Source organism: Actinomadura sp. K4S16 (genome assembly GCF_008327685.1).
Taxonomy (GTDB): domain Bacteria; phylum Actinomycetota; class Actinomycetes; order Streptosporangiales; family Streptosporangiaceae; genus Spirillospora.
Window position 1 is genome coordinate 91,890 of the sequence record NZ_BDDE01000011.1, and the last position, 25,301, is coordinate 117,190.

Below are 25,301 nucleotides of genomic sequence, written 5' to 3' on the forward strand. Positions count from 1 at the left end.
GCGGGGGAGGAAGTCAACTAGAGCCGCCTCCAGGTTCGGCCGTCCCGCGCCATCAGCTCGTCGGCGCTGTCGGGCCCGTAGCCGCCGGACTTGTACTGGTCGAGGCCGCCGCGGCTCGCCCAGTACTCCTCGATCGGGTCGAGGATCTTCCAGGACAGCTCGACCTCCTCCTGCCGCGGGAACAGCGGCGGATCACCGATCAGCACGTCCAGCAGCAGCCGCTCGTAGGCCTCGGGGGAGGCCTCGGTGAACGACTCGCCGTAGGCGAAGTCCATGTTGACGTCGCGGATCTCCATCGAGGTGCCGGGCACCTTCGAGCCGAACCGGACCGTGATGCCCTCGTCCGGCTGTACCCGCATCACCAGGGCGTTCTGCCCCAGCTCCTCGGTGTCGGTGTGCGAGAACGGCAGGTGCGGCGCCTGCTGGAACACCATCGCCACCTCCGTCACCCGGCGGCTCAGCCGCTTGCCGGTGCGCAGGTAGAACGGCACGCCCGCCCAGCGGCGGTTGTCGATCTCCAGCTTGACCGCGGCGTAGGTCTCGGTGCGGGAGTCGGCGGGGATGCCGTCCTCCTCCAGGTACCCCTGGACGCTCACGCCGCCCTGCCAGCCCGCCGCGTACTGCCCGCGCGCGGTGGACTGCGCCAGGTCGCCGGGCACCCGCACCGCGGAAAGGATCTTGGCCTTCTCGGCGCGGACGGCGTCGGCGCTGAACGACGTCGGCTCCTCCATCGCCGTGAGCGCCAGCAGCTGCAGCAGGTGGTTCTGGATGACGTCGCGGGCGGCGCCGATGCCGTCGTAGTAGCCGGCCCGGCCGCCGATCCCGATGTCCTCGGCCATCGTGATCTGCACGTGGTCGACGAAGGAGCGGTTCCAGATCGGCTCGAACATCGTGTTGGCGAACCGCAGGGCCAGGATGTTCTGCACCGTCTCCTTGCCGAGGTAGTGGTCGATCCGGAAGATCGTCTCCTCGGGGAACACGCGGTGCACGGTGTCGTTCAGCTCCACCGCGGTCTTCAGGTCGCGGCCGAACGGCTTCTCGATGACGACCCGGCGCCACGAGCCCTCCTCGCGGTCGGCGAGCCCGCTGCGCTGCAGCTGCTCGACGACCTCCGGGAAGAACTTCGGCGGGATCGACAGGTAGAACGCGTAGTTGCCGCCGGTGCCGCGGCTCTCGTCCAGCTCCTTGACCGCCATCGCCAGCGCGTCGAACGCGCCCGGGTCGCTGAACTCGCCGGGGACGAAGTGCATGCCCTCCGACAGGTGCGTCCACACGTCCTCGCGGAACGGGGTCCGCGCGTGGGCCTTCACCGACTCGTAGGCGATCTGGCGGAAGTCCTCGTTCTCCCAGTCGCGCCGGGCGAAGCCCACCAGGGAGAAGCCCGGCGGCAGCAGCCCTCGGTTCGCCAGGTCATAGATGGCCGGGAGGAGCTTCTTGCGCGACAGGTCCCCGGTGACCCCGAACAGCACGAGCACGCACGGCCCGGCCACCCGCGGCAGGCGCTTGTCCCGCGGGTCGCGGAGCGGATTGGCTGGGTTGGTCACGTGGCCCCCTCTGATCGCACTGCCTCTGTTCGCACTGCGCCTTGTCCGACTACTGCTGCAAGCATCCTGCCCCAACTCGTATCGCGGGCCCCAACTCGGTTTCGCCCCCCGGCCGGCCGCGGTCTCCGGTCTCCGGCGTGAGCCCTCATATGTCTCCTCTGGCGGAGTCGAGCAGCCGGTTCAGCCCCGCCCAGCGGTTCTGCAGATGGAGCCGTACCACCGGGCGGCCCGCCGCGCGCGCGTCGCGGGCGTCGCCGAGCGCCCGCGCGAGCTGCAGCATGCCGAGCCTGTGGTGCCGGCCGGGGACCGGCACGTCGCGGACGACGTTCCCGGTCACCAGAAGGTAAACGCATCCGTCCGGGTGATCATTTCCGCCCGCGGGCGGCCGCGCGCCCCAGCCCACCCGCACCGGGCGCCCGCAGCGGGCCGCGAGCAGCGCGGCCAGCCGGCGGACCTGCGCGCCCTGGCCGCGGGCCTCGTCCGGGTCGAGGTAGGCGACGAGCGCGAGGTGCTCGCCCCGCCCGACCAGGCCGGTCAGCGCGTCCAGCAGCTCGGTGAGCCCGGCCGCGCCCGCCAGCGCCGGGACGGTCGTGTGCGCCTCGACCGCCCGGCCGGGGTCGCCGTCGGCGAACAGCGGCTCGCCGGTCCCGTCGTCCAGCGTCATCGGGGCGGGCCGCTCCGCGGGCGCCAGCGGGTCGGCCCCCAGCAGGTAGGACGCCACCGCGGCCGCGTACTCCCACACGACCAGCTGCGCGGCGAGCGGCCCGGCCACCGTGGCGTCGTCCTGGTGCGGGCGGCCGTCGAACGTCAGCAGGAACAGGTCGTCGGCGGGCTGCAGCGGCATGCCGCCGTCCTGGACGACCGGCGTCAGCCGGCCGCGGGCGGACTCCTCCAGCAGCAGCGCCGCCCACCGGGCGATGCCCGGCAGCGCCGCCGGGTAGCCGCCGAGCACGGCCGTCCGCCGCCCCGCCCTGGCCGCGCCGCCGAGGACGGCGCCGAGCACGAGCCCCGGGTTGTTCTCCGGCCGCGTCAGCGACGGCAGGACGGCGGTGGCCTCATCCAGCAGCGCCGCGACGTCGGCGCCCGCGAGCGCGGCGGGCACCAGCGCGTAAGGGGAGAGCGCGCCGAACGCGGTGGGCGCCGGCGCCTCCACCAGCGCGTGCCCCGCCTCCGTCGCGTGCTTGGCCGCCGCCGCGCGCGGCTCGGCGACCGTGACGAACCGCCGCGCGACCTCGGCGGGGGAGAGGCCCGCCTCCCGCAGGGCCTCGGCGAACACCTGCCGCAGCACCTCGGTCGCCTGGTCGTCGCCGGTCACCACGAACGCCGTCCGGTGCAGCCGGTCCGGGTCGTCCCGGACGCGCAGCGGCGGTCCGGGGTCGGGGCCGTCCAGCACCGCCAGCGCACCGCGGCCGTCCGGCGCCGCGAGCCCGTGGGCGCGCACGATCAGCTCGGCGGCGCGGGCCGGGGGGCCGCCGCCGAGCAGCGCCACCTCGGTCAGCCCGTCCGCGCGGGCCCGCGAGCGCAGCTCTCCGGCACGGTCCAACACCGCGCGGCCGGGGCCGGGCTGCCCGGGCCAGCACAGCGGCCGCCCCTCCACGCCGGCGGTGGCGGCCGACGGCCACAGCGAGGCGTCCTCGGAGGCGAGCCGGACGGGCACCTGGTCGATCCACAACCGGCCCAGCACCCGCTCGGCGGACTCCTTCAGGGGCCCGCGGGCGGTGATGGCCGTCTCCCCCGAGACGACGGCGGTGAAGCTCACGGCCTGCGCGCCCCCGCCACCGCGCGGACCGCCTCGGTCAGCCGGCCCGCGCCCTCGACCGGGTTGCGCAGGTGCAGCCGGATCACCGGCAGCCGCCGCGCGCGCAGCGCCCGCAGCTCGCCGAGGGCGCGCGCGATCTGCAGCTGCGCCAGGCTGTAGGGGCGGCCGGGGACGGGGTGCGCGGCGAGCGCGTCGCCCGGCGCGGGCTCGCCCGTGATGATCAGGAACGCGCCGTTGCCCGGCCCGTCCTTGTGCACCGGCCCCGTCGCGTGCGGGTAGCCGGGGCCCGGCCCGTAGGCGACCGGGCGGCCGGACGCGCGGGCCAGCGACGGCGCGAGGTAGCGGCCGGAGAAGTCGCCCGACAGGTACGTCATCACCGCCAGGTAGCCGTCGGACGGCACCGAGGCGACCAGGCCGCCGAGGACGGTCTGGAGCTCGGCGCCGGGCGGCCACGGGAAGTCGGCGTGCACCTCGATGTCGTCCTCGACGTACACCGGCCGCTCCTGCGTGAGCGACCCGCTCGCGACCGTGCGCAGCAGGGTGGCGGCGTCGTCCTCGGCCTCCTGGACGACCGTGCTCCCCGCCTCGAACGGGTTCACCCCGAGCAGCCACCCGGCGACCGCCGTCGCGTACTCCCACAGCAGGAACTGCGCGCCCAGCGGCGCCCACACCGAGGTGTCGGACTCGTCCTGCGCCGCGGACCGCGGGTTGACCGAGATGCCGTGCACGTCGGGGAAGTCGCCCCGCGCGCCGGGCGGCTCGAAGGCCAGCACGCCGCGGCCCCGCTTGCCGGTGCCGACCGCGAGCAGCTGGGAGATCCACGCGCTCAGCGCGCCCGGCCCGCCCGGTTCCCGCAGCAGCACCTTGTCGCGGGCGAGGCCGCCCGGCCCCTGCTGCGCGCAGCCGCCGATGACGGCGCCGAGCAGCAGCCCCGGGTTGTCCTCGTCCTTGGACAGCGAGGGCACCAGGGAGGCCGCCTCCTCCAGCAGCCGGTCGGCGTCCGCGCCCGCCAGCACGGCCGGGACGAGCCCGTACGCGGACAGCGCGCCGTAGTGCCCGGGCAGGTACGGGTCGGTGAGCCCGATCCGGTAGCCGCACTGGCGGGCGAAGTCGTGCAGCGGGCTGCCGTGGTCGGTGATCACGAGGAACCGGCTCGCGATCTCCCGCTCCGACAGGCCCCGCTCCCGGAACGCCGCGGCGAAGATCCGGCGGTAGGCGTCGCCCTCCAGGGACACGCCCGCCTTGCTGGACAGCACCACCAGGGTGCGGTCGAGCCGCTCCAGCGCGAACGCGAGCGCGGCAGTGTCGCCGCCGTCGAGCACGGTCAGCTCGCCGGACGGCCGCTCGGGCGCGCCGCCGGAGCCCGCGAGAGCGGGCGCGTGCGCCTCCATGACGGCCTGCGCGGCGAGGCTCTCGGCGCCGACGCCGATCAGCACGATGTGGTCGAGGCCCGAGTACCGCGCCTCCGACACCAGGCCGCTCACCTGGTTCAGCAGGCCGCGGGAGGCGAACGGCAGGTCGAGCCAGCCGAGCCGGCTGTGGTCGACCGCCCGCCGCCCCCACAGCCGGGGGTCCTTGGCGGCCAGCGCGCCGGGGACGCCGCAGCTCACGAGGTAGTCCCGCGCCTGCAGCGCCGAGTCCAGCACGTCGCCGCGCGTCAGTACGTCGAATCCGGACACCGTTCCCTCCCACCCCCCATCGTTTCAGGAGAGAAAGGGCATCCGCGACCATCTCCGTCGATCTTCTGCGCCGCGTCCCGGATCCGGCCGGTCGCCCCGCGTCGCCGCGACCGGATCCGGGTCGGGTCAGCCGAGCGCCGCGGCGAGCTGCGCGAGCCCCTCGGCGCGGTCGCGCAGGTGGATCCGGTAGGCGGGGCGGCCGAGCGAGCGCAGCACCCGCAGGTCGCCGAACGCCTGCGCGAGCTGGAGCTCGCCCAGGGTGTAGGGCCTGCCCGGCACAGGGACGTCGCGGGTGACGGTACCGGTGATCTGCAGGAACGCGCCGTTCGCCGGGCCGCCCTTGTGGTACTGCCCGGCCGTGTGCAGGTAGCGGGGCCCCCACCCGAACGTGACCGGGACCGGATGCTTGCGCACCTTGGCGCCCCGCGCCGCGAGCAGCGGCCGCAGCCCCGCCGCCACGGCGTCGCCGGACCGGTCCAGGTAGGCCAGGAGGGCGAGGTAGCCGCCGTCCTCGACGTCCTCCAGGACGGTGTCGAGCGCCTTGGTGAGCGTCTGCGCACCGCGCAGCACGCCCTCGGGGGCGTGCACCTCGACCGCGCCCTCGACCAGCTCCGGGGGCCGGTGCACCACGGTGGGCGCCGCGCCCTCCTCGGAGCGCAGCAGCGCCGCGGTGCTCTCGCGCGACTCTCCGGTGTCGGGCTCGGCGAACGGGTCGGCCCCGATCACCCGGCACGCCACCGCGACCGCGTACTCCCACAGCAGGAACTGAGCGCCGAGCGGCCCGGCGACGCTCACGCCCGCCTCGCGTCCGGGGCCCGGCTCGTCCGGGCGGCGACCGAGGATGACGCGCCGCAGGTCTCCGGTCAGCTCGAATCCGGCCGCGTCGACGCCCTCCACCACGACCGGGAGCAGGCCCTTGCCGTCCTTGCCCATCGTCCCGGCGACCAGCTGCTCCGCCCACGCGGCGAAGCCGTCCAGCCCGGAGCCGAGGTCGGCGATGACCAGCTTGTCGCGGGTGCCGAGGGCCGAGGACGCGAGCGCCGCGCCGAGCGCCAGCGCCGGGTTGTCGTAGGGCTGCCGCAGCACCGCCGCGAGCCGGGACGCCTCGTCCAGCAGGGGCTCGGCGTCCGCGCCCGCGAGCATGGCGGGGGCCAGCGCCCGCGCACCGAGCGCGCCGAACCGGCCGTCGACGTCGGATTCGGCCGTGACGAAGCGGTGTCCGGCCTCCTGGGCCGTGCGCTGGAGGTCGGAGCCCTCCTCGGCCACGACGACGAACCGGCCCGCCAGGTCCGCGCCCTCCAGCCCCGCCTCGGCGAAGGCGCGGCCGAACACGCGTCGCAGCGCATCGGCCTCGACGCCGTCGTCCGCCACGACCACGAGCGTCCGGTCGAGGCCGGACGCCAGGACGGCGGACACCTCGTGCGGGTCGCTGGTGTCGAGGACGGTCAGCTCGGCGCCCGCCGTCCGGCAGATCGTCTCGGCGGCCAGGGCGGGGCCGCCGGACGCGGCCAGCACGACCCTGTCGAGGCCGGCGGAGCGGACCTCGCGCGCGAGGCCCGCCAGCCGGTCCCTCAGGTAGCGGGACGTCTCCGGCAGGCCGAGCCAGCCGAGCCGGCGGGCGGCGAGCGGGGCCGCGTCCGGCCCCCACAGCTTGGCGCTGCGGGACGCCAGCGACCCCGGCGCGCCGTCGGAGACGAGACGGTCGAGGACCGTCTCGCTCTCGTCGACGACGGCGCCGCGGATGGTGACCGAGATCCCCCCGGCGGTCACCACCGAGGTCACGCGCCGGCCCTCTTGGACTCCAGCTCGCCGGTGATGGTGTCGAGGAGCTCCTTCCAGGACGCCTCGAACTTCTCGACGCCCTCCTCCTCCAGCACCCGCACGACGTCGTCGTAGTCGACGCCGGCGTCCTTCAGCGCCGCCATGTGCGCACGGGCGTCGTCGTAGGCGCCCCGGACGGTGTCGCCGCGGACCTGGCCGTGGTCGGCCTCCGCCACCAGCGTCGCCTCCGGCATCGTGTTGACGGTGCCCGGCGCGACCAGCTCGTCCACGTACAGAGTGTCGTTGAGGTCGGGGTCCTTCACGCCGGTCGAGGCCCACAGCGGCCGCTGGGGACGGGCCCCGGCGTCCTTGAGCGCCTTCCACCGGTCGGTGGCGGACTTCTCCTCGAACAGCGCGTAGGCGAGCCGGGCGTTGGCGAGGCCCGCCTTGGAGCGCAGCGCCTTCGCCTCGTCCGAGCCGATCTTGTCGAGCCGCTTGTCGATCTCGGTGTCCACCCGGCTGACGAAGAACGAGGCCACCGAGGCGATCGTCGACAGGTCGTGGCCGTTCTCCCTGGCCTTCTCCAGGCCGGCGAAGAACGCGTCGATGACCTTGCCGTAGCGCTCCAGCGAGAAGATCAGCGTGACGTTCACGCTGATGCCCTCGGCCAGCGCCGCCGTGATCGCCGGCAGGCCCTCCTCGGTCGCCGGGATCTTGACGAGCAGGTTGGGCCGGTCGACCATCCACCACAGCGCCCGCGCCTCGGCGACCGTCCGGCGGGTGTCGCGGGCCACGCGCGGGTCGACCTCGATCGACACGCGGCCGTCCAGGCCCTCGGTCCGGTCGTAGACCGGGCGCAGGACGTCGCAGCCCCACCGGATGTCGTAGGTGGTGATCGCCCGGGACGCCTCCTCGACGTCCACGCCGCGCACCGCGAGGTCGCGGACCTGCTCGTCGTAGGCGTCGCCCTTGCTCAGCGCCTTGGCGAAGATCGTCGGGTTGGACGTGACGCCGACGACGTGCTTGTCCTTGACCAGCTCCGCCAGGTTGCCCGTGCGCAGCCGCTCCCGGCTGATGTCGTCCAGCCAGATTGACACGCCCTCGCCCGAGAGCTCCTTCAGAATGTCGCTCATCGCTTTCTCCTCGTCGTCTTCACGTCGTCGTCACCGTCGGCCCGGGGGCGGGGCGGCGGCGCCCAGGGGTGCGCGGGCGCCGCCTGCCTCGTGGGCCTCGCTCAGTTGCCGGTCGTCTCGCCCTGCCCGGCGTTCCGCACGCCGGCCTTGATGAGGCTGGCCTTGGCCGCCGCCACCACGCGCTCGGAGGTGATGCCGAACTGCTGGAACAGCGTCTTGTAGTCGGCCGAGGCGCCGAAGTGCTCCAGGCTCACCGACTCGCCGGCGTCGCCGACGTAGGTGCGCCAGCCGAGCGCCACGCCGGCCTCGACCGACACCCGGGCGCGCACGCCGGGCGGCAGGACCTCCTGCCGGTAGGCGTCGGACTGCTCCTCGAACCACTCCACGCACGGCATCGACACGACGCGGGTCGGGGTGCCCTCGGACTGCAGCGCCTCGCGCGCCTGGAGCGCCAGCGCCACCTCGCTGCCGGTCGCGATGATGATCACTTCCGGCCGCCCGCCGTCGGCGTCGGCCAGCACGTAGCCGCCCTTGGCGACGCCCTCCGCGGACGCGAGCCCGCCGCCGCGCTCCAGCGTCGGCAGCTTCTGCCGGGTGAGCGCGAGGCCGGCCGGGCGGTCGGTGTGCTGCAGGACGGTCCGCCACGCCACCGCGGTCTCGTTGGCATCGGCCGGGCGGACGACGTCCAGACCGGGGATGGCCCGCAGCGCCCACAGGTGCTCGACGGGCTGGTGGGTCGGGCCGTCCTCGCCGAGGCCGATCGAGTCGTGCGTCCAGACGAAGGTGACCGGCAGCTTCATCAGCGCCGCCAGCCGGACCGCCGGGCGCATGTAGTCGCTGAAGATCAGGAACGTGCCGCCGTAGGGGCGGGTGCCGCCGTGCAGCGCGATGCCGTTGCAGATGGCGGCCATCGCGTGCTCGCGGACGCCGAAGTGCAGCGTGCGGCCGTAGCGGTGGCCGGGGAACTCCTTGGTCTGGAACTCCTCCGGGATGAAGGACGGCTCGCCCTTCATCGTCGTGTTGTTGCTCTCCGCGAGGTCGGCCGAGCCGCCCCACAGCTCCGGCAGCGCCGGCGCCAGGGACGCCAGCACCTCGCCGGACGCGGCGCGGGTCGCGATGTCCTTGCCGGCCTCGAACGCCGGGAGCGCCTCCTCCCAGCCGGCGGGCAGCGTGCGGGAGGAGATCCGGTCGAACTCGGCGGCCCGGTCGGGGTTCGCCGCCCGCCACGCCTCGAAGGTCCGGTTCCACTCGGCGTGCTCCACGCGGCCCCGGTCGGAGACGGCGCGGGCGTGGGCCAGCACCTCCTCGGGGACGTGGAAGCTCTCGGCCGGGTCCATGCCGAGGACCTGCTTGGTCGCGGCGACCTCGTCGGCGCCGAGCGCCGAACCGTGGATCTTGCCGGTGTTCTTCTTGTTCGGCGCCGGCCAGCCGATGATCGTGCGCAGCGCGATGAAGGACGGGCGGGAGGTCTCGGCCTTGGCCGCGGCGAACGCCGCGGCGAGCGCGGCGACGTTCTCCTCGTAGTCGCCGTTCTCGGTCCAGTCGACGTGGTGGACGTCCCAGCCGTAGGCCGCGTACCGGGCGCGCACGTCCTCCGACAGGGCGATGGCCGTGTCGTCCTCGATCGAGATGTGGTTGTCGTCGTAGAGCAGCACCAGGTTGCCGAGGCGCTGGTGCGCCGCCAGCGCGCTCGCCTCGTGGCTGATGCCCTCCTCGATGTCGCCGTCGGACGCGAACGCCCAGACGGTGTGGTCGAAGGGGGACTCGCCCTCGGGCGCGTCAGGGTCGAACAGGCCGCGCTCGCGGCGGGCCGCCATCGCCATGCCCACGGCGTTCGCGATGCCCTGGCCGAGGGGCCCGGTCGTGGTCTCCACGCCCGCGGTGTGCCCGTACTCGGGGTGGCCGGGGGTGAGGCTGCCCCACTTGCGCAGCGACTTCAGGTCGTCCAGCGTCATCGGGTAGCCCGACAGGTACAGCTGGATGTAAAGGGTCAGGCTGGAGTGGCCGCAGGACAACACGAACCTGTCCCGCCCGGGCCACTGCGGGTCCGTCGGGTCGTGCCGCAGGAACCGCTGGAAGAGAAGGTAGGCGGCCGGTGCGAGGCTCATCGCCGTCCCGGGGTGACCGGAGCCCGCCTCCTCGACCGCGTCCATGGCGAGGGCGCGGATCACGTCCACCGCGCGCCGGTCCTGGTCGGACCACTCAAACGTGCTGTTGTCCCTGCTCACGGAAACGACAGGCTCCTCTCGAACCGGTGTCTAAGAACACTCTGTAATGTTGTGCGCCGGCGGCGTCGCGGACGGCCCCGGCACACAGGACAACGTCCGGCGGTGCGGCCCCTCTTCCCCCGCCCGGGCCGCACGGGAGCGGCCTGGTGGAGATCGTGCCGCGCCCAGCCGCGAGCCTATCGCGCGGGAGGGCCGCCGCAGGCTGGGGCGAGGGGGGTGCGGGGCCGCACGCCGGGCACCGGGCCGCGACGCTTCATGCACCCTTGCCCGAACGCTCCGCGGGCTAACCCCCCGCACGGGTGATCCGGCGGGTGATCCGCGGCCGCCCCGGTCCGCGGGAGCGCCGGACCGCCGCGCACGGCGCGCACGGCGCGTCCGGCGACCCGGTGCGCGGTCCCGGGAGGGGGCGGACTACAGTGATTGCGCGGCTGACGCCAGCGGCCGCGGCAAGACGACCAAGCCGAAGTCGCAGCCAGCCGAGGCCGGCCCGGATCGCGGGGGCACCGCCGAGGTGGTACCGATTTCTCATCCCTAGTCAGACGTGGACCCGATTGTGACGGTGCTCAGTAACAAGCGCGGGATCGAGCTGGACGAGCAGGTGCCCGAGGCGCCGCCGTCCCCGTTCGCCCCGCCCCCCGCCGAGCGGGCCGAACGGCGCACGCTCGGTGCGAGCGTGCGCGCCTACGTGGCGCTGACCAAGCCGCGCGTCATCGAGCTGCTCTTGATCACCACCATCCCGGTGATGTTCCTGGCGGCCCGGGGCGTGCCGCCGCTGCCCACCGTCCTGCTGACGCTGGCGTTCGGCACCATGTCCGCCGGCGCCGCCAACGCGATCAACTGCTACATCGACCGCGACATCGACGCCAAGATGCGCCGCACCCGGCGCCGCCCGCTGGCCCGCCACCAGGTCACCCCGGCCCGCGCCCTGGTCTTCGGGGTGACGCTGGCCGCGCTGTCCACCGTCGGGTTCCTGCTCACGGTGAACCCGGTCGCCGCGGCCGGGTCGCTGTTCGCGATCCTGTTCTACGTCTTCGTCTACTCGCTGCTGCTCAAGCGCCGCACGTCGCAGAACGTCGTGTGGGGCGGCATCGCCGGGTGCATGCCCGTCCTCATCGGCTGGGCCGCCGTCACCGGGGGCGTCGCCTGGACGCCGTTCGTCCTGTTCGGCGTCGTGTTCCTCTGGACGCCGCCGCACACCTGGACGCTCGCGATGCGCTACCGCGAGGACTACGCCGTCGCCAAGGTCCCGATGCTGCCGGTCGTCGCCTCCGAGCGCCGCGTGGTCGTCGAGAGCCTGGTGTACACCTACGCGACCGTCGCCTGCTCGCTGGTGCTGTGGCCCGTCGCCGGGATGGGCCCGGTGTACGGGGCCGTCGCCGTCGTCCTGGGCCTGGTCTTCCTCGCCGAGGGGCACCGCCTGCTGAAGGCCGTGCGCGCCGGGGTGACCGGCGTCCACCTGCGGCCGATGCGCTTCTTCCACCTGTCGAACGTCTACCTGGCGCTGCTGTTCACCGCCGTGGCGGTCGACCCGCTCCTGTACTGACGGCGCGTCCGGCCGGGGGCGGCGCTTCCGGCGCTTTACCGATCGGTCCCACCTGCCGTTACCCTTCGCGGTATGGCGACCATGGATCCCAAGGCGGTGCTCGAGGGCCGCGTCCCCGGACGGCCTCCGGTCGGCCTGATCCTCGGCATGACCGTGTCCGGGCTGTGCGCCGTCATCGCGCTCGGCACGTACGCCGTGCTGGGCGGGGCCGCCTTCTGGGTCGGGGCGCTCCTCGCGATCCTGCCGATCCCGGTGCTGGTCGCCCTCGCACTCACCCTCGACCGGCTGGAGCCCGAGCCGCCGCGCGCGCTCGCCTTCTCGTTCATGTGGGGCGCGGGGGTCGCCGTCCTGGGCGCCCTCGTGCTCAACACCCTCGGGATGCTGTACGTGACCGTGCCCATCTTCGGCGAGACGGAGGGCCACTTCGTCAGCGCCGCCTTCGGCGCCCCGGTCATCGAGGAGACGCTGAAGGGCGCCGTCCTGTTCGGCATGCTGTGGTTCCGCCGCAACGAGATCGACGGGTTCGCGGACGGGATCATCTACGCCGCCATGGTGGGCCTCGGCTTCGCCATGATGGAGAACATCACGTACTACATGCGGGCGTTCGAGGACGGCGGCGCCCAGCAGCTCCAGGCGGTGTTCATCCTGCGCGGCCTGATCGCGCCGCTCAGCCACCCGCTGTTCACCGCGATGACCGGCCTCGGCGTCGCCTACGCCGCCACCCACCGGCGCGGCCAGCTCGCCGCGCCGCTGGCCGGGCTGCTCGGCGCGATGGTCCTGCACGGGCTGTGGAACGGGGCCGCCGCCTTCGGGCTCGGCGGCATCGGCGCCGTCTACGTGCTCGACTTCTCCGTCCTGGTCACGCTGATCGTCATCGTGTTCGTGGAGCGCCGCGGCACCGTGCGGCGCATCGAGGCGTACCTGCCGATGTACGCCGGGACGGGCCTGGTGACGCCTCAGGACGTGCGCATGCTGCGCTCCATCCCCTCCCGCCGCGCCGCCCGCCGCTGGGCCCGCTCGGTCGGCGGCGCGCCCGCCGGGCGCGCCATGGTCGACTACCAGCTCGCCGCGACCGAGCTCGCGCTGCTGCACAAGCGCGCCGACCGGGGCGTCGCCGACCCGGGCTGGTTCGCCACCCGCCGCGACTCCCTGCTCGAACTGATGGCGCTGGCCAGGCAGGCGTTCCTGCGCACAGCGCCGCGCCCCGGAGCGGCCCCGCCGGCGGCCGGGCCGCCGTGGGCGCGCCAGGGCCCGTCGGGATTCCTGCCGCCCCGACCACCCGGCCCCTACGGCGCCTGACCCCCGGCCAGCGGCCCGTCCGCGCGGCGCGGTCGTGCGGTGCGGGCATGGGCAGGGGTCGCGTCACGGTCACGGGGGCCCGGCCATACGATTGGTGCCGTGGCAGAGCGAGAGTCGTCGAACCCCCTGGTCCGGACCTGGAACGCCGTGTGGCGCCCGACGCCCGGGTCGCTGCGGCTGCTCGCGCTGCTCGGCGTCATCGGCAACGTGGTGATCGTCGTCAGCGGCGGCGCCGTCCGCGTCACCAAGTCCGGCCTCGGCTGCCCCGACTGGCCGCGCTGCTCCGGCGACAGCCTCGTGCCCACCCACAACCCGGAGCACCACGTGCTCAACATGTCGATCGAGTTCGGCAACCGGCTGATCACCTTCGTGGTGCTCGGCGTCGGCGTCCTGGTGTTCGTCGCCGCGCTGCGGCTGCGGCCGCGCCGCCGGAGCCTGGTGTGGTGGGCGCTGGCCCAGCCGATGAGCGTGGTCGCCCAGGCGGTCATCGGCGGCGTCGTCGTGCTGACCAAGCTGCACCCGGCCGCCGTGTCCCTGCACTTCCTGGTCTCGCCCGCCCTGCTGGTCTTCTGCGTCGCGCTGTGGATCCGCGCGGGGGAGGGCGACGCGCCGCCCCGCCCGCTCGCCGGGCCCTGGACGCGCCGCCTCGCCGCCGCGCTGCTGGTCTCCTCCGCCGCCGTGATGGTCGCGGGCACCGTCGTCACCGGCACCGGCCCGCACGCGGGCGACGCCGAGTCGCGCCGCTACGGCTTCGACATCACCGACGTCGCCCGGATCCACGGCGAGCTGGCGTGGCTCACCATCGCGCTGACGGTGCTCGCCATCGCGGCCCTGCACCGCACCGGCGCGCCCGCGGCCGCCCGGCGCCGCGCCCACGAGCTGGCCGGGCTGATCGTCCTCCAAGGCGCCGTGGGCTACACGCAGTACTTCCTCGGCGTCCCCGCCGGCCTGGTGCTGCTGCACATGCTCGGCTCGGTGCTGATGTGGATCGCCGCGTTCCGTCTCTTCTTCGCCCTGCGCGACCGGGGCCCGGTGCCGGGCCCCGCGACCGCGGAACCGGCCCCGGCCGCTCCGCACGCCGCCGGGGCGCCCCAGCCCGCCTGACCCGCGCTCAGCTCTTGCGCAGGAACGCGCGCAGCCGCTCCAGCGGCCAGGTGTTGATGACGTCGTCCGGGGTCAGCCAGCCGCGCTGGGCGGTGCCGACGCCGTAGCGGATGTTGCGGTGGTGGCCGACCGAGTGGGCGTCGGTGTCGACGGAGAACTTCACGCCGAACCGCTTCGCGCGCCGGACCAGGTCGGCGGGCAGGTCGAGGCGGTCGGGGAAGGAGTCGATCTCCATCGCGGTACCGGTGCGGGCGGCGGCGCGGAACACCTCGTCCCAGTCGGCGTTCACCGGCGGGCGGCGGCCGATGCTGCGGGCGGTGGGGTGCCCTATCACGTGGACGTGCGGGTTCTCGCACGCGCGGACGAGCCGCCGGGTCATGTCGGCCTCGTCCTGCGTGAAGTGGGAGTGGACGGAGGCGACGCAGACGTCGAAGCCGGACAGGAAGTCGGCGTCCCAGTCGACGCCGCCGTCGGGGTCGATGTTGAGCTCGGTGCCGTGCAGGAGGGTGAGGCCGGGGCACCGCTCCTGCAGCTCGGCGATCTGCGCGCGCTGGGCGAGCATCTTCTCGTCGGTCATGCGCTGCATGACCAGGTTCGGCGCGTGGTCGGTGATCGCGTAGTACTCCAGGCCGCGGGCCCGCGCCGCGGCGACCATGTCCTCCAGGGAGGCGACGCCGTCGGTCAGGTCGGTGTGGCTGTGCAGGTCGCCGCGCAGGTCCTCGACCGTCACCAGGCGGGGCAGCTCGTCCTTGAGCGCGGCCTCGATCTCGCCGGTGTCCTCGCGCAGGGCGGGGTGGACCCACGGCAGGCCGAGGCGCTCGTAGACCTCCTCCTCGGTCTTCGACACGATCAGCTCGCCGCTGCCGGCGTCGAACAGCCCGTACTCCGACAGCTTGAGGCCCGCCTTGACGGCGATCTCGCGGGTGCGGATGTTGTGCGCCTGCGAGCCGGTGAAGTACTGGAGCGCGGCGCCCCACGACTCGGGCGGGACGACCCGCAGGTCGACCTGCAGGCCGGTGGCGGTGCGCACCGAGGTCTTCTTGTCGCCGCCCGCGATCACCTCCGCGACGAACGGCAGCGCGGTGAACGCCTCCATGATCGGACGCGGGTCGTGGGAGGCCGCGAGGACGTCGACGTCGCCGATCGTCTCGCGCATGCGGCGCAGGGAGCCGGCGTGGGCGCAGCGCTCCACCTGGGGCAGCTCGGACAGGGCCGCGACGATCTCGTCGGCGACGCCCGCGGCCGCGTCGACCAGGACGCGGTCGCCGGAGCTGCGCATCAGCTCGATGCCCCGGAGGATGTTCTCCTCGGTCTTGGCGCCGAAGCCCTTGAGGCCGCGCAGGCGGCCCTCGCCGATGGCGGCCGCGAGCTCGTCCACCGAGGAGACGCCGAGCGCCTCGTAGACGGCGAGGGCCTTCTTCGGGCCGAGCGTGGGGATGGCGGTCAGGGCCCTGACCCCGGACGGGATCTGCGTGCGCAGCTCCTCGACCTGGCGGATCGTGCCGGTGGTGTTGTAGTCGAGGAGCTTCTTGGCGATCGCGTCGCCCACCCCGGAGATCTTGCGCAGCCCGGCCAGATCGAGGCCGGAGATGTCGCCCGGGTGGCCCGCGACCGCGCGCGCCGCCTTCTCGTACGCCCTGATCTTGAACGCGTCCCCGCCCGTGATGGACAGCAGGTCGGCTAGTTCCTGGATGAGGGCCGCAGCCTCGTCGTTCGCCCGTGCCATGGGCCGAGTCTAGAAGCCGGGTACGACGCTTCCGGCGCTCAGCGCAGCGGCGCGACGGGGCCGCCGGGCCGCTCCGTCCGGCCGCGCACGACCTCGTCGGCGATCGCCGCCACCTGCTCGTCGGGCAGCCGCCGGTAGCCGTCGGCGGTGACGACCGCGATGGTCGGGTAGATGCGCCGGGTCGGGTCGGGGCCGCCGGTGGCGGTGTCGTCGTCGGCCGCGTCGTAGAGGGCCTGGACGCACGCGGTGGCGGCGTCCTCCAGGGACAGGTCGTCGCGGTAGAGCTTCTTCAGCGCGCCGGTCGCGTAGGGGGAGCCGGAGCCGTCGGCGTGGAAGCCGCGGGCCTCCTGCGGGGCGCCGGTGATGTCGTAGGTGTAGATGCGGCCCTCGCCGGAGTCGGGGTCGAGGCCGGCGAACAGCGGGACGACCGCCAGCCCCTGGAGGGCCTGCGCGAGGTTCGCCTGGATCACGGCGCCGAGGCGGCGGGCCTTGCCCGGCAGCGACAGCGGGACGGTCTCCATCTTCTCGTAGTGCTCCAGCTCCACCTGGAACAGGCGGACCATCTCCAGCGCCAAGCCGACCGTTCCGGCGAAGGCGACGGCGGAGTACTCGTCTGCGCGCTGCACCTTGTCGAGCTCGCGGTAGGCGATGCGGTTGCCCTGCGTGGCGCGCCGGTCGCCGGCCATCATGACGCCGCCGGGGAACGTCAACGCCAGGACCGTCGTCCCGTGCGGCAGCTCGGGCGCGTCCCCCTCGGGCACCCGGTTCACGGGCAGCAGCTCAGGGGAGTGCAGGCGCAGGAAGTCGACGAACGATGCCGACCCCGCCTCGAAGAACTCGGGCGGAATCCCCTGGTCCTCGCTCCGGCCGATCACGGCGGCTCCTCTCCGGCTCGATGATCGCGACGTTCCGATCCTTCCACGCTGCCACACGGGGCCGCCACCGCTCACGCCTCGGGGGCCTCGGGAGGGTCCTTCTGTCCCCTGGTGGCGCCCGCGCAGGCGACGATGACGCAGCAGATCGCGACCCACTGCCGCACGGTGAGGACCTCGCCGAGCAGCGCCACCCCGACGAGCGCCGCCACGGCGGGCTCCAGGCTCATGAGGATCCCGAAGACGCGGGCGGGCATCCGCCGCAGCGCCTCCAGTTCCAGCGAGTACGGGATCACCGACGACAGCAGCCCGACGCCGAGGCCGATCAGCAGGAGCCGCGGGTCGAGCAGGGCGGAGCCGGCCGACGCCACGCCGAGCGGGAGGATCGCGACCGTCCCGACGATGCTGGCGAGCGCCAGGCCGGTGGTGCCGGAGAACCGCCTGCCGGTCGCGGCGGTGAGCACGATGTAGCCCGCCCAGCAGACCCCCGCCAGCAGGGCGAACGCGATGCCGACCGGGTCGAGGGCGCCGCTGCCGCCCCTGGCCAGCAGGACGACCCCGGCCCCCGCGAGCACGACCCAAAGCGCGTCCCGGGGGCGCCGGGAGGCCGCGATGGAGACCGCGAGCGGCCCGAGGAACTCGATCGTGACCGCGACGCCGAGCGGGATCCGCGAGAACGACTGGTAGATCGAGAAGTTCATCAGCGCCAGCGCCAGCCCGAACCCGGCGGCGATGGCGAGGCTGGAGCGCGAGTGGTCGCGCAGGACGGTCCGCAGCGCCTTGCGGGCGAGGAACCCCAGCACGACCGCCGAGGTCAGCAGCCGCATCGTCACGACGGCGCTCGGCGGCAGCCGGTCGAACAGGTGCTTGGCCAGGCCCGCCCCGACCTGCAGGGAGATGATGCCGAGCAGGATCAGCGCGGGCGGCGGCACCGAGCCGAGCGACAGCGTCCGCGACCAGCCCGCCCGCGGCCGCAGGGGCCGGGCGCGGCGGGACGCGCCGCCGAAGGAGCCGGGCGCCTCAGACAGGGCCATGCGCTACTCCCACCGGAAGAAGCGGGCGGCCAGGACGAGGCCCGCGACGGCCCAGACGGCGAGGACGGCCAGCGGCTTGCCGGGCAGCGCGGCGCCGTGCTGGAGGACCTGGCGCAGCCCGTCGGCCAGCGCCGAGATCGGCAGCAGCTCCAGGGCCGACCGCACCGCCGCGGGGAACCTGTCCAGCGGGAAGACGACGCCGCCGAGGGCGAGCAGCAGGATGTAGACGAGGTTGGCGGCGGCGAGGGTGGCCTCGGCGCGCAGCGTCCCCGCCATCAGCAGCCCGAAGCCGCTGAACGCGGCGGTGCCGAGCAGCAGCAGGACGACCACGGAGCCGGGGTCGCCGTGCGGGTGCCAGCCGAGCGCCAGCGCCACCGCGCAGACCACCGCGGCCTGCACGGCCTCGACCGCGACCACGCTGAGCGTCTTGGCCGCGATGAGCCCGCCGCGCGGCAGCGGGGTCGCGCCGAGCCGCTTGAGGACGCCGTAGCGCCGCTCGAACCCGGTGCCGATGGCCTGGCCGGTGAACGCGGTGGACATCACCGCGAGCGCGAGGATCCCGGGCGTGAGGAAGTCGACGCGGCGGCCCGCGCCGAGGTCGAGCAGGGACGTGGCGCTGAACAGGGTGAGCAGCACCACCGGGATGATCAGCGTGAGCAGCAGCTGCTCGCCGTTGCGCAGCACGGCGCGGAACTCGTAGCCGGCCTGGGACAGGATCATCCGCGGCAGCGGCGCGGCGCCCGGCGCGGGGGCCAGGTCGAGCGGGGTCGTCACGAGCGCAGCTCCCGTCCGGTGAGTTCCAGGAAGACGTCCTCCAGCGTGCGGCGCTCGATGCGCAGGTCCTCGGTGAGGACGCCGTGCGAGGCGCACCAGGCGGTGACCGTGGCCAGCAGCTCGGGCCTGACCTCCGCCTCGATCAGGTAGTGCCCGGCGGGCGACTCCTTGGCGGCGCTCCCGGCGGGCAGCGCCGCCAGCAGCTCCTCCAGGCCGAGGCCGGGACGGGCGCGGAACCGCAGCTGCCGCTCGGCGCCGGTCAGCTCCTCGGGGGCGCCCTCGGCGACGACCCTGCCGCCGTCGACGATCACGACGTGGTCGGAGAGGCGCTCGGCCTCCTCCATGTTGTGCGTGGTGAGCACGACCGACACCCCGGCGGCGCGCAGCTCGCCGATCAGGTCCCAGGTGGCGTGCCTGGCCTGCGGGTCGAGCCCGGTGGTGGGCTCGTCGAGGAAGACCAGCTCGGGGCGCCCGACCACGGCGACGGCCAGCGAGAGCCGCTGCTGCTGCCCGCCCGACATGCGCCGGAACGGGGTGCGGGCGTGCTCGGCGAGGCCGAGCCGCTCCAGCAGGGCGGAGGCGTCGAGCGGGGCGGCGTGGAACGAGGCGACCAGCCGCAGGAACTCGCCCGCGCGGGCCGTGCCCGGCACGCCGCCGGACTGCGGCATCACGCCGACCCGCGGCCGCAGCGCGCGCCCGTCGGAGGCGGGGTCGAGGCCGAGGACGCGGACGGTGCCCGAGTCGGCCCGCCGGAACCCCTCGCAGATCTCGATCGTGGTGGTCTTGCCGGCGCCGTTCGGGCCGAGCAGCGCGGTGACCGCTCCCCGGGCGGCGCTGAGCGACAGGCCGTCCACGGCCGTCACCGCGCCGTAGCGTTTGGCGAGGGAGCGCAGTTCGACCGCGCCGTCTCCGGGGGGTGTCATGCTGACGAGTTTAGGTCCGGGGGAGGACAGCTCCGCGCCCGGACCCGGCCCCGGCCGCGTGAAGGCGCGGTAAAGCCGTCCGGTGGAAGTCGATCTAGTTTCGCCGCCCCGCGCCGGGGAATCCGCGATCAGGGGAGCCGCGGCGCCGCGGCCGGGCCCCCGGGGAGGTGGGATGGCGTTCCACGTCGATTCGGAGGTCGGCCGGCTCAGGGAGGTGCTGCTGCACCGGCCCGAGCTCTCGCTGAAGCGGCTCACCCCCTCCAACGCCGCCGGGCTGCTGTTCGACGACGTGCTGTGGGTCAGGCGCGCGGTCGAGGAGCACGAGGAGTTCGAGGACGTGCTGCGCGCCCAGGGCGTACGGACGCACCTGCTGACGGACCTGCTGACCGAGACCGTCACGATCCCCGAGGCGCGCCGCCACATCCTCGACCGGATCGTCGATCCGCACTGGTTCGGCCCGCTCGCCACCGACGCGATCCGCAACTGCTTCGACGCCATGGACGTCGCGGACCTGGCCGCGTTCCTGGTCGGCGGCATCACCAAGCGGGAGATGCTGGAGCGGATGCCCGAGCCGGCGTCCATCGCGTTCCACTCCGTCGAGGCGGACGGGTTCGTCCTGCCGCCGCTGCCGAACCACCTGTTCACCCGCGACACGTCCTGCTGGATCTACGACGGCGTCTCCATCAACACGATGCGCATGAAGGCCCGGATGCGCGAGACGGTGAACATGGAGGCGGTCTACCGCTGGCATCCGCTGTTCGCCCCCGGGCACGACCGCCCCGCCGAGGGCGGCTACCACGTGTGGAACCGCGGCACCGCGATGGCGCCGGCGACGCTGGAGGGCGGCGACGTGCTGGTCCTCGGGAACCGCAGCGTGCTGGTCGGGATGAGCGAGCGGACGCAGCCGCAGGCGGTGGAGATGCTCGCCCAGTCGCTGTTCGCCGCCGGCTCCTGCGAGCGGATCGTCGCGCTGCGGATGCCGCGCAAGCGGGCGTTCATGCACCTGGACACGGTCATGACCATGGTCGACCACGGCGTGTTCACCAAGTACGCGGGGATGGGCATGCTGCCGTCGCACACCGTCGAGCCCGGTGACACCGAGAAGGAACTCAAGATCACCGACCATCCGCCGGAGGACATGCACCGGGCGATCGCCGCCGCGCTCGGCACCGACGACATCAAGGTCCTCACCCCGACCCAGGACGTGTTCGCCGCCGAGCGCGAGCAGTGGGACGACGGCGCGAACGTCCTGGCCGTCTCGCCCGGCGTCGTCGTCGCCTACGAGCGCAACGCCACGAGCAACAACCACCTGAGCCGCAACGGGATCGAGGTCATCACGATCCGCGGCAGCGAGCTCGGCCGGGGGCGCGGCGGCCCGCGCTGCATGAGCTGCCCGCTCGTCCGGGACGCCTGATGGCCTTCGACCTTCGCGGGCGCAGTCTGGTCAGGGAGCTCGACCTCACCCCGGGCGAGTTCGGGTACCTCGTCGACCTGGCGGCCGAGCTGAAGGCCGCCAAGTACGGCGGGACGGAGGTGCGGGCGCTGGCGGGCCGGAACATCGCGCTGATCTTCGAGAAGGACTCCACGCGGACCCGCTGCGCGTTCGAGGTCGCCGCGCACGACCAGGGCGCCCACGTCACCTACCTCGGCCCCACCGGGACGCAGATCGGCCACAAGGAGTCGATGAAGGACACGGCGCGCGTCCTCGGGCGGATGTACGACGGCATCGAGTACCGGGGGGCCGGCCAGCGGCTCGTCGAGGAGCTGGCCGAGCACGCGGGCGTCCCGGTGTGGAACGGGCTGACCGACGAGTGGCACCCGACGCAGATGCTCGCCGACATGCTGACCATGCGCGAGCACGGCGGCAGGCCGCTCCAAGAGATCACCTACGCGTACCTGGGCGACGCGCGCAACAACATGGGGAACTCCTACGTGGCGGCCGGTGCGCTCCTCGGCATGAACGTCCGCATCGTCGCCCCGCGGAGCCTCTGGCCCGACGAGGAGGCGGTCGTCGGGCCGGCGCGCGCGGTCGCGGCCGGGACCGGCGCCGAGATCGCCTTCACCGAGGACGTCGGGGAGGGCGTGCGCGGCGCCGACTTCGTGATCACCGACGTGTGGGTGTCGATGGGGGAGCCGGCCGAGGTGTGGGACGAGCGCGTCGCGCTGCTGCGGCCCTACCAGGTCAACGCGGAGGTCATGCGGGCGACGGGCAACCCCGCCGCCCGGTTCATGCACTGCCTGCCGGCCTTCCACGACCGGGCGACCGCCGTGGGCGAGGAGGTCTTCCGCAAGACCGGCCTGGACGCCCTGGAGGTCACCGACGAGGTCTTCGAGTCCGAGGCGTCGATCGTCTTCGACGAGGCCGAGAACCGGGTGCACACCATCAAGGCGGTCATGGTGGCGACGCTCGGCTGAGCGGACCGCCGGGGAGGGGGAGGCAGCATGCGCGTGGTCGTCGCGCTCGGAGGGAACGCGCTGGTCGAGCGGGGGGAGACGCCCGACGCCGAGCCGCAGCGCGCCAACGTGGACCGGGCCGTGCGGTCGCTGGCGCCGCTCGCCGAGCGGCACGAGCTGATCATCACCCACGGGAACGGCCCGCAGGTCGGGGTGCTGGCGCTGGAGAGCGTCAACGACCCGAACCTGACCCGGCCCTACCCGCTGGACACGATCGGCGCCGAGACCCAGGGCATGATCGGCTACTGGATGCTGCAGGCGCTGCAGAACGCGCTGCCCGGCCGCCAGGTCGTGGCGATGATCAACCAGACGCTGGTCTCGGCGGTGGACCCGGCGTTCGACGAGCCCAGCAAGTTCGTCGGCCAGGTCTACGAGCGGGAGGAGGCGGAGAAGCTCGCCGCCGAGTACGGCTGGACCGTCCGGCAGGACGGGGACCGCTGGCGTCGCGTGGTGCCGTCCCCGCGGCCGCAGCGGGTGATCGAGACCCGGCTGATCAGGGAGCTGGTCCGGCTCGGCACGGTGGTGGTGTGCGCGGGCGGCGGCGGCATCCCCGTCTTCCGCAACGACGTGGGGCGGCTGGAGGGCGTCGAGGCGGTGGTCGACAAGGACCTCACCGCGTCCGTCCTGGCCGAGAGCATGGACGCCGACGCGCTGCTGATCCTCACCGACGTGCCGCGCGTGATGCGGCACTTCGGGACCCCGCGGCAGGAGGAGATCGCACACACGACGCCGCACGAGCTGCGCGGCGAGGAGTTCCCCGCCGGGTCGATGGGCCCGAAGGTCGAGGCGGCGGTGAGCTTCGTGGAGCGCACGGGCGACATGGCCGCGATCGGGCTGCTGGACCAGTGCGAGCGCATCCTGGAGGGCACCGCGGGGACGATCGTCACCCCCAACGCGACCTGGCCGCTGGCGAGCACGCTGTGACCACCGGGACCGCGCCGGAGACCTTCGCGCGCAGCCTGCTGCGGACGAAGCCGGTCGACAGGATCGTCGCCGAGGGCGGGTACGGCGCGGGCGGCGAGCTGAAGCGCACGATGAGCCTCCTGCAGCTCACCCTGTTCAGCGTCGGCGCGACCCTCGGCACCGGGATCTTCGTGGTCCTCGGCGAGGCGGTCCCGCCGGCCGGGCCCGCCGTCGTGCTCTCGTTCGTCCTCGCCGCCGTTACCGCCCTGTTCTCGGCGCTGTCGTACGCCGAGCTGGCCGGGACGATCCCCGTCTCCGGCTCGTCCTACTCCTACGCCTACGCGACGCTCGGCGAGCTGGTCGCGTGGGTCTGCGGCTGGTGCCTGCTCCTGGAGTACGCGGTGTCGGTGTCGGCCGTGGCGGTCGGCTGGGGCTCCTACCTCAACGCCTTCCTCGACTCGGCGCTGGGCTTCACGATCCCGGCGCAGGTCGGCAACCCGCCGGGGGAGGGCGGGGTGGTCAACCTCCCCGCCGTGGTCGTGGTGCTGTTCGCGACGCTGCTGCTGCTGCGGGGCACCTCCGAGAGCGCCGCGGCGAACACGGTCATGGTCTTCCTCAAGATCGGCGTGCTGCTGTTCTTCTGCGCGGTCGCCTTCACGGCGTTCCGGACCGGGAACATGGCCCCGTTCGCCCCGATGGGATGGGCGGGCATCAGCGCTGCGGGCTCCAAGGTGTTCTTCTCCTACATCGGGTTCGACGCCGCCTCCACGGCGGGCGAGGAGGCCAGGAACCCGCGCCGCGACCTGCCGCTGGCGATCATCCTGTCGCTGGCCATCGTGACCGCCCTGTACGTCCTGGTGGGGCTCGCCGCGGTCGCCGCCATGAACTGGACGCGGTTCTCGCTGAGCGGTTCGGAGGCCTCGCTGGCGCAGGTGCTGGACAGCGTGAGCGGGCGGACGTGGCCGTCGATGATCCTGTCCCTCGGCGCCGTGGTCGCGATCGCCAGCGTCGTGCTCACCGTCATGTACGGCCAGACCCGCATCCTGTTCGCGATGTCGCGCGACGGGCTCGTCCCGGACGTCTTCCGGAAGGTGAGCCCCCGGCGCCGCGTGCCGGTCGCCAACACCGTCATCGTGGCCGCGTTCATCGGGGTGCTCGCAGCGGCCGTCCCGCTCGGCCGGCTCGTCGACGCCACCAGCATCGGCACGCTGTTCGCGTTCGCGCTGGTCAGCGTCGGCGTGATCGTGCTGCGCCGCACCCGGCCCGACCTTCCGCGCAGCTTCCGCGCACCGCTGTACCCCCTCACGCCGCTGCTCGGCGTCGCCCTGTGCGTGTACCTGATGGTCGGCCTCGGCGGCGTCACCTGGACCGTCTTCGCGATCTGGATCGCCGTCGGCCTGGCGGCCTACTTCCTGTACGGCCGCCGCCACTCGCGGCTGGCGGCCCGGCACACGGGGCACGGAGGGGAGCCCGCATGAGTGAACCGAGCACGACGGAACAGGGCGGCGTCGAACCGGACGGCGCCGAACAGCACGGCGCCGAACAGCACAGGGGCGAGCCCGGCGGACTGCGCGTGCTGGTCGGGTACTCGCCCGACGAGCGCGGTGACGACGCCCTCGCCCTGGCCGCACTCGTCTGGTCGGCGGCACAGTCGGACCGGAACGCGCCGCTGACCGTCGTCCACGTCCATCCGCCCGCCTGGCCCGCGCACGGCCCCGGTTCCGTTGACGCCGAATGGGTCGCCTACCTCAGGGAGCAGGCCGAGGAGGCCCTCGCCAGGGCCGCCGCGCGGCTCGGCGAGCTCGGGGTGCCGAGCCAGGAGCTCGACCTGCGCGTGCACGCCCACCGGGGGAGCGGGCGCGGTCTCATGGAGGCCGCCCGCGAGACCGGCGCCGACCTCTTGGTCATCGGCTCGGCGCCGGGCGGGAACCCTCACCGGATCGCCCTCGGCAGCACCGCCGACCGGCTCCTGCACGACTCGCCCGTGCCGGTCATGCTGGCTCCGCGCGGGTACGCGGAGGACTCGCCGCACCACACGCGGGTGGTGCACCCCCATCATCCCGCGCGGCGGCTGGAGCGGATGACCGTGGCCTACTGGCCGCCCCGCGGCTTGGAGGACCTGACTGCCATGGCCGACCTCGCGGCGCGGCTCGGGCTGCCGGTGCGGCTGCTGACGCTGGTACTGCGCCCGCCCGGCCCCGCGGCCAGGCTCGGCGGCGTCGAGCGCGCGCTGGGCCGCCAGGCCGCCCAGGCCGACGAGGACCTGCGGGAGGCCGCGGGCCTGCTCGGCGCGCGCTTCGGGGACGGGATGCCGGTGGAGCGGCTCGCGGAGGTCGGCAGCGGGGTCTCCGGGACCCTCGGCGCCGTCGATATGCTGCCGGGCGAGGTCCTCGCCTGCCTGTCCGGCCACCACGGCCCGCTGCTCAGGGTGTTCCTCGGGGAGCGGTCCGGCAAGATCGTCCGGGCCGCGCCGTGCCCGGTGGTGGTGCTGCCGCGCGGGGCCGGCGCGCCCTTCGCCGGCGAGGAGGCCCGAATTAGGTAAGGCTTACCTGCGTGAGCTACGAC

The 25,301-nt window shown here is 74.0% G+C and carries 19 protein-coding genes; 8 read left to right on the plus strand and 11 right to left on the minus strand.

The genetic code is table 11. The features are described from left to right. Positions 1-17: 17 nt before the first annotated feature. The 6 genes from zwf to tkt form a co-directional block, all read right to left on the minus strand. Complete coding sequence (gene zwf, locus K4S16_RS07610; RefSeq protein ID WP_149258162.1) at positions 18-1,544, minus strand: glucose-6-phosphate dehydrogenase; 1,527 nt, start codon at positions 1,542-1,544, stop codon at positions 18-20. Between the two features lie 145 nt (positions 1,545-1,689). After that, entirely contained in the window at positions 1,690-3,303 is a 1,614-nt protein-coding gene (locus K4S16_RS07615; protein ID WP_149258163.1) for a glucose-6-phosphate isomerase, read from the minus strand. Continuing rightward, complete coding sequence (locus K4S16_RS07620; RefSeq protein WP_149258164.1) at positions 3,300-4,982, minus strand: phosphoheptose isomerase; 1,683 nt, start codon at positions 4,980-4,982, stop codon at positions 3,300-3,302. The genes K4S16_RS07615 and K4S16_RS07620 overlap by 4 nt, the downstream gene beginning before the upstream one ends. A gap of 126 nt (positions 4,983-5,108) precedes the next feature. Next, on the minus strand, positions 5,109-6,764 hold the full coding sequence (locus tag K4S16_RS07625; protein ID WP_149258165.1) for a glucose-6-phosphate isomerase: 1,656 nt from the start codon (positions 6,762-6,764) through the stop codon (positions 5,109-5,111). Further along, positions 6,761-7,876 (minus strand): transaldolase, encoded by a 1,116-nt coding sequence (gene tal / locus K4S16_RS07630; RefSeq protein WP_149258166.1) that lies wholly within the window; start codon positions 7,874-7,876, stop codon positions 6,761-6,763. Before tal ends, K4S16_RS07625 begins: the two co-directional genes overlap by 4 nt. 101 nt (positions 7,877-7,977) lie before the next feature. After that, positions 7,978-10,104, minus strand: coding sequence for a transketolase (gene tkt / locus K4S16_RS07635; RefSeq protein WP_149258167.1), 2,127 nt, complete (start codon positions 10,102-10,104; stop codon positions 7,978-7,980). 553 nt (positions 10,105-10,657) lie between these two features. Here tkt and K4S16_RS07640 point away from each other — a divergent pair. The 3 genes from K4S16_RS07640 (at position 10,658) to K4S16_RS07650 (ending at position 14,050) form a co-directional block, all read left to right on the plus strand. Beyond that, entirely contained in the window at positions 10,658-11,647 is a 990-nt protein-coding gene (locus K4S16_RS07640; protein WP_375708324.1) for a heme o synthase, read from the plus strand. Positions 11,648-11,719: 72 nt separating this feature from the next. Continuing rightward, positions 11,720-12,946: a PrsW family intramembrane metalloprotease gene (locus K4S16_RS07645; RefSeq protein WP_149258168.1), complete on the plus strand. Its 1,227-nt coding sequence runs from the start codon at positions 11,720-11,722 to the stop codon at positions 12,944-12,946. Between the two features lie 99 nt (positions 12,947-13,045). Continuing rightward, positions 13,046-14,050, plus strand: coding sequence for a heme A synthase (locus K4S16_RS07650; RefSeq protein ID WP_235036643.1), 1,005 nt, complete (start codon positions 13,046-13,048; stop codon positions 14,048-14,050). Between the two features lie 7 nt (positions 14,051-14,057). Here the strand turns inward: K4S16_RS07650 and polX are convergent, their stop codons facing one another. The 5 genes from polX to K4S16_RS07675 all read right to left on the minus strand — a co-directional run bounded on the left by polX (position 14,058) and on the right by K4S16_RS07675 (position 19,379). Then, entirely contained in the window at positions 14,058-15,776 is a 1,719-nt protein-coding gene (polX, locus tag K4S16_RS07655; RefSeq protein ID WP_149258169.1) for a DNA polymerase/3'-5' exonuclease PolX, read from the minus strand. Between the two features lie 38 nt (positions 15,777-15,814). After that, a complete protein-coding gene (prcB, locus tag K4S16_RS07660) occupies positions 15,815-16,651 on the minus strand; it encodes a proteasome subunit beta (RefSeq protein WP_149258170.1) in 837 nt (278 codons plus the stop codon). Positions 16,652-16,722: 71 nt separating this feature from the next. Continuing rightward, the gene (locus K4S16_RS07665) at positions 16,723-17,682 is read right to left on the minus strand and encodes a DMT family transporter (RefSeq protein ID WP_149258171.1); all 960 of its coding nucleotides are present in this window, start codon (positions 17,680-17,682) and stop codon (positions 16,723-16,725) included. A 3-nt stretch (positions 17,683-17,685) separates the two neighbouring features. Continuing rightward, complete coding sequence (locus tag K4S16_RS07670) at positions 17,686-18,402, minus strand: ABC transporter permease (protein ID WP_149258799.1); 717 nt, start codon at positions 18,400-18,402, stop codon at positions 17,686-17,688. Positions 18,403-18,452: 50 nt separating this feature from the next. After that, positions 18,453-19,379, minus strand: coding sequence for an ABC transporter ATP-binding protein (locus tag K4S16_RS07675; RefSeq protein WP_149258172.1), 927 nt, complete (start codon positions 19,377-19,379; stop codon positions 18,453-18,455). Between the two features lie 172 nt (positions 19,380-19,551). Between K4S16_RS07675 and K4S16_RS07680 the strand changes: the two genes are divergently transcribed. Genes K4S16_RS07680 through K4S16_RS07700 form a run of 5 tightly spaced genes read left to right on the plus strand, consistent with a single transcriptional unit; the run spans position 19,552 to position 25,278 of the window. Next, a complete protein-coding gene (locus K4S16_RS07680; protein ID WP_149258173.1) occupies positions 19,552-20,793 on the plus strand; it encodes an arginine deiminase in 1,242 nt (413 codons plus the stop codon). Then, positions 20,793-21,794: an ornithine carbamoyltransferase gene (argF, locus tag K4S16_RS07685; RefSeq protein ID WP_149258174.1), complete on the plus strand. Its 1,002-nt coding sequence runs from the start codon at positions 20,793-20,795 to the stop codon at positions 21,792-21,794. The genes K4S16_RS07680 and argF overlap by 1 nt, the downstream gene beginning before the upstream one ends. Before the next feature lie 27 nt (positions 21,795-21,821). Beyond that, positions 21,822-22,757 carry a carbamate kinase gene (gene arcC, locus K4S16_RS07690; protein WP_149258175.1) on the plus strand — a complete coding sequence of 312 codons (936 nt, stop codon included), beginning with the start codon at positions 21,822-21,824 and terminating at the stop codon, positions 22,755-22,757. Then, positions 22,754-24,214, plus strand: a complete 1,461-nt coding sequence (locus K4S16_RS07695) for an amino acid permease (protein WP_235036644.1) — start codon at positions 22,754-22,756, stop codon at positions 24,212-24,214. The genes arcC and K4S16_RS07695 overlap by 4 nt, the downstream gene beginning before the upstream one ends. Further along, entirely contained in the window at positions 24,211-25,278 is a 1,068-nt protein-coding gene (locus tag K4S16_RS07700; RefSeq protein WP_149258176.1) for a universal stress protein, read from the plus strand. The genes K4S16_RS07695 and K4S16_RS07700 overlap by 4 nt, the downstream gene beginning before the upstream one ends. Positions 25,279-25,301: the final 23 nt, after the last annotated feature.